The organism is Micromonospora sp. WMMD736 (genome assembly GCF_049179015.1).
Taxonomy (GTDB): domain Bacteria; phylum Actinomycetota; class Actinomycetes; order Mycobacteriales; family Micromonosporaceae; genus Micromonospora.
Map to the genome: position 1 here is coordinate 1 of NZ_JBMHMI010000007.1, position 6,286 is coordinate 6,286.

The window sequence follows — 6,286 nt, forward strand, 5'->3', positions numbered from 1 at the left end:
TCCTCGGCCAGCCGCTGCGCCACCGCCGCGGCATACAGCCCACGCTTGCGGTGGCCATCCCGGGTGTAGGCCACCCCGGCCTGCGCCGCGGCGTCGGCCGCGGTCACCCGATCGCCGAGCGCCTCGAACTTGCCCGAGGCCGAGAGCAGACCGGCCCCGTCGTTGGCGGCCAGCGCCTCGAGGTAGCCGGCGATGCAACCGGCGATCGGCAGCGCCAGCTCGTCGGCCAGCTCGCTCGCCCGACCCGCTCCGGAACTGTCACCCCACTGCCCGGCGGCCTGCAGGCAGGCCAGTTCGTGGGTGGGCTGGCCGCGGTCCCGGGCTTCGGCTGCGGCGCGCTGCACTTCGGCGATGGCCTCAGTGAGCGCGCCGCCGGAGGCCAACGCCCATCCAGTGGCCAGTGCCAGGTTGGTCTGCATGTAGACGTAGTCGGTCGGCACGCACTTGTGCGCTTCGGCCTGCGCGGATTTGGCGGCATCGGACTCGCCGAGCTTGGCGTGCGCCTCGGCAAGCCCAAAGCAGCACGCCGCGTGCAGGCCAGATGTCACGCCGTGCTGGTGCACTCCGGCGCGGGCCTCATGCAGGCGTTTGGCCGCTTCCGTCACCGCTCCGCGCGCCAGATCGGCATGTCCGAGCAGGTGGGCGAGGTTGGCGTAGGCCACGCCCGGCACGTCTCGAGCCGACTCGTTCAGCGCCGCGGCCGTTGTCACGCAGTCCTCGATGCGGCCGGTCAACCGGCACGCGCGGGCGTGCACGGAACCGAACCAGAACCGCATCTGCGAGGACTGGAACGACGTGCTGGCTCGCTCGATGGCCTGGCTGGCCAAGTCCGGGATATCGTCGACGCGGCCCAGCGCGCCGAACGCCATCATCGCCGCCACCGCGGCCATCATCGCGTGAAAGTCCGACAGCAGCCCGGAATCCAGCGCCGTGCGGGCTTCCTGCGCGGCCACCCCGACGCGTCCGGCGACCGCGTCTACGCACGCCTGGATCGCGGTTCGCTCGGCGACTTCGGTCTCGGTCTCGGGTGCGTTCGCCAGTCCGTCGAGAATGTCGGCGGCGTCGGCAGGCCGGCCCAGCATCCAGATCAGGTTGGTCGCCCGGATGGTGGCCCAGTGGTGATGATCGGGGCGCCGTTCGGCGCTGATGTCGCGCAGGATCTCCTCTGCCGCGGCACCGCGGCCGAGCAGCACGTTGGTCATCGCGCGCATCGGCGCGGCCTCCGGGGCGCCACAGTCGGCGGCCGCGCGGGCCAACCGGTCGGCCATGTCGGGGTCCAGCAGCGTCATCGCGTAGCGGGCGGCCGTCAAATACAGCTCGGGATCGGGTGGCAGATCCGAATCAATGGTCAGTAGTGCCCTGCGCACGGTGGCCTGCATGTCGGTGTCGGGGTCGGCGGCCAGCCGCTGGGCCAGCTTGCCGCGCAGCCCGGACAGGTACATTTCACCGGCGCAGGACCGGCGCAGCTCGCCGAAGAGCGGATGGGCCAACCGGGTCTGCCAGCCGGCGGTGCCGCGCTCGACAGTCACCAGGCGCATCTGTTCGGCGGTTTCGAGATCGCGGCGGTCCACCAGATCAGTGAGCACCTCGAGGCGCAGCGGCTCGCACAGCGCCAGCAGGTCGACGATGCGGGCCAGTTCCGGGGTCAGCCGTCCGAGGCGATGGCCGACCATATCGGTGATGCCCTGGGAGACGACGACGTCGCCGTCCCACATCCACACGTCTGCCACCTGGCGCATCCGGCCGGCCGCGACCTGATCGGTCAGCAGCTGACGCAGGTACAGCGCGTTGCCGCCGGTCAGTTTCCAGAACCGGCGGGCGCTGCGGCGGTCGACCGGTCCGCCCAAGACGGTCTCGATCAGCGCCGTGGTGGACTCGACGGACAGCGGTTCAAGGTCCAGGCGGGCCAGATGCCCGTCCTTCCACAGGGCGGTGACGGCGTCGGGCTCCTCGGCGCCGGCCCGCGACGTGACGACCAACCGCACTCCACGCGCCTGGGCGAGCTGATGCACCACGTGCGCGGAGAGTCCATCGAGCAGATGCGCATCATCGACACCGACCAGCACCCGGGCCTTACGGTCAGCAGGGACAAACGAGTTGATCACCCGCCGCACGTTCGGCAGGGCGTCGGCCGGGGATGACGACAGCGTCTCGGTGATCGATGCCGTGAACGCACCGAGCGGCAACTGGCGCGCAGACTCGGTGCCGACGACCCAGGTGGTCCGGTCGCCTGCTGCTGTTGCCCGAGACAGAACTTCGCGAGCCAGTCGCGTCTTGCCCACCCCCGCTGCGCCGACGATGACAACACCGCAGTGTTTGCCGCCCCCGCTGAGCGCGCGCCGAATGGCCGCTAGCTCGTGCTCCCGCCCTGTCAGCGGATCGCCGCTGATCACGGGTGGACTATAACTCTCGTCAATTACGGGTGCAGCCGAATTCAACGCGTGTTGGCCCCGAACGATGTCCCGGAGACGACAACCGCCAACGGCGATTTTCGCCAGCGTCTGCTCGACGGGCTGGAGGAGTCGATCGCCGAGGAGGGGTATCAGCGCACCACGGTCGCCGACATCGTACGTCGAGCACGCACCTCGCCACGCACCTTCTACGAGCATTTCACCAGCAAGGAGGCGTGTTTCGTGGCGCTGCTGGCTGACGCCAACGCGCGCCAGGTCCGGCACATCTCACCCGCGGTGGACGACCACGCGCCGTGGAAATGCCAAGTGCGGCAGGCGATCGAAGCCTGGATCGCGGTTGCTGAATCCCGTCCGGCCCTGACGCTGAGCTGGATCCGGGACGTGGCCTGGTTGGGGTCGATTGCGCGTCGAGTGCAGCGCCCATCCATCGCTCTGCTGGACGTTCGGTCACCGTAGCCCATTTCGCTGAGCGCACCGATTCGGCGTCGGCGCGGACTATCGTCACGTCGGTGGCCGTCAACTACACCCGCGAAGTAACCATTGAGGCGACGCCCGCCGAGATCTTGGACGTCATCGCCGACGTCGAGTCCAACCCCGAGTGGTCCCCGCAGTATCAGAGCGCCGAGATCCTGGAGTCCGATGCGCAGGGGCGGCCCAAGCGAGTCAAGATGAAGGTGAAGACCGCCGGCATCTCCGACGAACAGGTCGTCGAGTACACCTGGACCGACACCGGGGTGAGTTGGACGCTGGTCAGCGCCGGCCAGTTGCGCGCCCAGGATGCCCGCTACACCCTCAGCCCGGATGGCGACAACACGAAGGTGGCCTTCGAGATCACCGTTGACCCATCGGTTCCCATTCCCGGCTTTGTCCTCAAGCGGGCGATGAAGGGTGCAATGGAAACATCCACCGACGGACTGCGTAGGCGCGTGCTGCAGGTCAAGAAGGGGCGCGGCGGAGTCGGCGATCCGTAGTCACGCCGTGGACTTCGCGTGCGCAAAGAGCGACGCATCGTGGGAGCACAACATCAACAAGTCGGGCTCCCCGCGTCGGTACAGTTCGGCGAGCCGAGCGTGGTTGTCACGCACGCGCTTTCGGTCCAGCGCCAAGATCGGCTCCAGGGTGCGCACGGCGCGCGGGACCGGTGTCTGGCCGTCGATCGTGCCGGGGTGATAGAAGGCGTCGCCGCAGTGCAGCAACCACCGGTGCCCGGCGTCCACGCCGATGCATGCATGCCCGCGGGTGTGGCCGGGCAGTGCGACGAGCACGATGCCGGCCGCGATGTCGGTGAGTTCCTTGGCCGCTGCGAAGCCGCGCCACTTCTCACCGTCGGGGGTGTGCTCGACGAATTTGGGGCCGTGGGCCCATTGCGCGGGGCGGAAGCGGACCTTCTCCCGCAGCGACGGGTTGCGCACGGCTCCGAGCAGTTCGGCCGCCGTGGTGTGGATGTGGGCCTCGGGGAAGTCCGAGATTCCGCCGATGTGATCGACGTCGAAGTGGGTGACCACGATGTGCCGGACGTCCTCGCGGGCAAAGCCGAGCCGTTCGATCTGGCAGGCGGCCGCCTCGTCGGTGGCCAGCGCCGGTCGGAAGTAGTGGCGCGTCGGTCCCAGGCGAGTGGGTTGCGCGATGTCGCGCAGGCCGTAGCCGGTGTCGATGAGGACCAGGCCGTTGTTCGTCTCGACGAGCAGAACATGGCAGACGACGGCCGGGGCACCCACCGGGTGCATGCTCCCGCAGTTGAGGTGGTGCACCTGCACCGCTCCACCGTAGCGATCGGGAACACCCCAATACCGTCGGTGATTTGCTGAAGTGAGCATTGCGACAGGAAAAAGCGCAACTAGAATTTGCAGTATGGGTACGGTGCTACCGAGGACGTGCGTGTTCGCATCATGACTGACAGTTCGACCTAGGGCTGCGGTGCGTTGTGGCAGTTCGAACCTCACGGGAGATTGTGATCGCGGCACCGCCGGACGCCATCATGGCTGCACTGGCCGACGTGGAGTCCATGCCTACCTACTCGCCGGCCACCCGGCGCGCTGAGATCATCGACAGATACGACGACGGCCGCCCGCACCATGTTCGGCTCGCGGTCAAAGTGCTCGGCCTGCTCGACGACGAGATCCTGGAATACCGATGGGGGCCGAACTGGCTGGTGTGGGATGCCGAGCCGACGACGCGGCGGTACGCGCAGCATGTCGAGTACACGTTGCGGCCGGATCCCAGCGGTGAGTCGACCGTGGTCAGAGTCGACATCACCGTCGAGCCGGACTCGCTGCTCCCGGACTTTCTCATCAAGCGGGCAGGCAAGACGGTCGTCGACGCCGCGACGGAGGGGCTTCGCAAACGCGTGCTGGACGGCCGGTAGCGGTACGGCAGGTTTGGCTGGTCGGCAAAAAGGCAACAGGTGTGCCATGAACCGCATCACGACCATGGCCCTGGCCGGACTGGCCGCCGCAGCGCTGGTCAGCAGCTGCTCGTCCACCACGATCAATCAGGGTGGGGACACCAAATGCGGCGATTTCACCGCCGCCGAAGAGGCGACGCAGAACGAGGCCGTGACCAAGATGCTCGAGGACCAGAAGGGCACCGCCCCGATGGGCATGGAGGTCACCGGGACCCGACTGGCCGTGCTGGCCTACTGCCAGACCGTCGGCACCCCAGACGCCACGATCAGCCAGGCGCCCCGCGCTTGAGCACCGCGAGGCGGCGGATCGCCTCCTCCAGCGTGTCGTCGCGCTTGCAGAACGCGAAGCGCACCAGGTGATTCCACACATCGGCGTGCGCGGTGGCCGGATCGCAGAAGGCCGACATCGGGATCGCGGCCACTCCGGCACGTTCGGGCAGTTCGGCGCAGAATGCGGTGCTGTCGTGGTAGCCCAGCGGTCGCGGGTCGGCGCACAGGAAGTAGGTTCCCGAGCTGTCGTGCACCTCGAACCCCAACTCGGCCAGCGCGGATCCGAGGCGATCACGTTTGGCCTGCAACGAATGCCGTAGCGTCGTGACCCAGCCGTCCTCGGTGTCGAGCGCCTGAGCCACCGCGGGCTGGAACGGCGCACCACCGACGTAGGACAGGTATTGCTTGGCGGCGCGTACCCCCGCGATGAGTTCCGGTGCGCCGCAGGCCCAACCGATCTTCCAGCCGGTGCAGTTGAACATCTTCGCTGCGCTGGAAACGGTGACGGTGCGTTCGGCCATCCCCGCAAAGTTGGCCAGCGGGGTGTGGTGCGAGCCGTCGAACACCAGATGCTCGTAGACCTCGTCGGTGATCACCAGCAGGTCGGCGGCGACGGCCAACTCCGCAAGCGCCGCCAGCTTCTGGTCGCTGATCACCATGCCGGTCGGGTTGTGTGGTGAGTTGACGATCATCGCCCGGGTCTTCGGGGTGATCGCGGCCCGTAACCCGTCGACATCCACGGTGAAGCCGCGCCCCTCGGGCAGCAGCGGTACCGGGCGGCGGTGGCACCCCGCCATGGCGATGACCGGCGAGTAGGAGTCGTAGAACGGCTCGATCAGCAGCACCTCGGAGCCCGGTTCGACCAGTCCGAGGACGGCTGCGGCGATGGCCTCGGTGGCGCCGACGGTGACCAGCACCTCGGTGTCGGGGTCGTAGACGGTGCCGAAACGGCGCTGGCGCTGATCGGCGATGGCCTGTCGTAGTGGGGCGATACCCAGGCCCGGCGGATACTGGTTGACGCCATCGGCGATGGCGCGTTGTGCGGTCGCCAGCATCGCCGGCGGCCCGTCCTCGTCGGGGAAGCCCTGGCCCAGGTTGACCGCGCCGATGCGGGCCGCCAACGCCGACATCTCGGCGAACACCGTGACGGCGTAGGGCTGCAACCGCGACACCGTCATGGCCATGAGCGTAGGCGCCCGCC

General features: G+C 68.3%; 7 protein-coding genes. 4 read left to right on the top strand and 3 right to left on the bottom strand.

Going from position 1 to position 6,286, the window contains the following annotated elements:
- Window positions 1–2,393 (bottom strand): AAA family ATPase (locus tag ACN269_RS32405; protein ID WP_421476795.1); only part of this gene is annotated, 2,393 nt, incomplete at its 3' end.
- A gap of 48 nt (window positions 2,394–2,441) precedes the next feature.
- On the opposite strand from ACN269_RS32405, the gene ACN269_RS32410 reads away from it, so the two are divergent.
- Both ACN269_RS32410 and ACN269_RS32415 read left to right on the top strand, forming a co-directional pair.
- Window positions 2,442–2,867 carry a TetR/AcrR family transcriptional regulator gene (locus ACN269_RS32410; protein WP_421476797.1) on the top strand — a complete coding sequence of 142 codons (426 nt, stop codon included), beginning with the start codon at window positions 2,442–2,444 and terminating at the stop codon, window positions 2,865–2,867.
- 53 nt (window positions 2,868–2,920) lie between these two features.
- Window positions 2,921–3,382: an SRPBCC family protein gene (locus tag ACN269_RS32415; protein WP_421476799.1), complete on the top strand. Its 462-nt coding sequence runs from the start codon at window positions 2,921–2,923 to the stop codon at window positions 3,380–3,382.
- Here ACN269_RS32415 and ACN269_RS32420 read toward each other — a convergent pair whose 3' ends face one another.
- Window positions 3,383–4,168, bottom strand: coding sequence for an MBL fold metallo-hydrolase (locus ACN269_RS32420; RefSeq protein WP_421476801.1), 786 nt, complete (start codon window positions 4,166–4,168; stop codon window positions 3,383–3,385).
- 167 nt (window positions 4,169–4,335) lie between these two features.
- Here ACN269_RS32420 and ACN269_RS32425 point away from each other — a divergent pair, with 167 nt between their 5' ends.
- Together ACN269_RS32425 and ACN269_RS32430 are read left to right on the top strand one after the other, a co-directional pair.
- On the top strand, window positions 4,336–4,776 hold the full coding sequence (locus ACN269_RS32425; protein ID WP_421476803.1) for an SRPBCC family protein: 441 nt from the start codon (window positions 4,336–4,338) through the stop codon (window positions 4,774–4,776).
- Between the two features lie 46 nt (window positions 4,777–4,822).
- Window positions 4,823–5,104: a hypothetical protein gene (locus ACN269_RS32430; RefSeq protein ID WP_421476805.1), complete on the top strand. Its 282-nt coding sequence runs from the start codon at window positions 4,823–4,825 to the stop codon at window positions 5,102–5,104.
- On the opposite strand, the gene ACN269_RS32435 is transcribed toward ACN269_RS32430, so the two are convergent.
- Window positions 5,082–6,269: a pyridoxal phosphate-dependent aminotransferase gene (locus tag ACN269_RS32435; protein WP_421476806.1), complete on the bottom strand. Its 1,188-nt coding sequence runs from the start codon at window positions 6,267–6,269 to the stop codon at window positions 5,082–5,084. The two genes, ACN269_RS32430 and ACN269_RS32435, sit on opposite strands and share 23 nt — an antisense overlap.
- Between the last annotated feature and the right edge of the window lie 17 nt (window positions 6,270–6,286).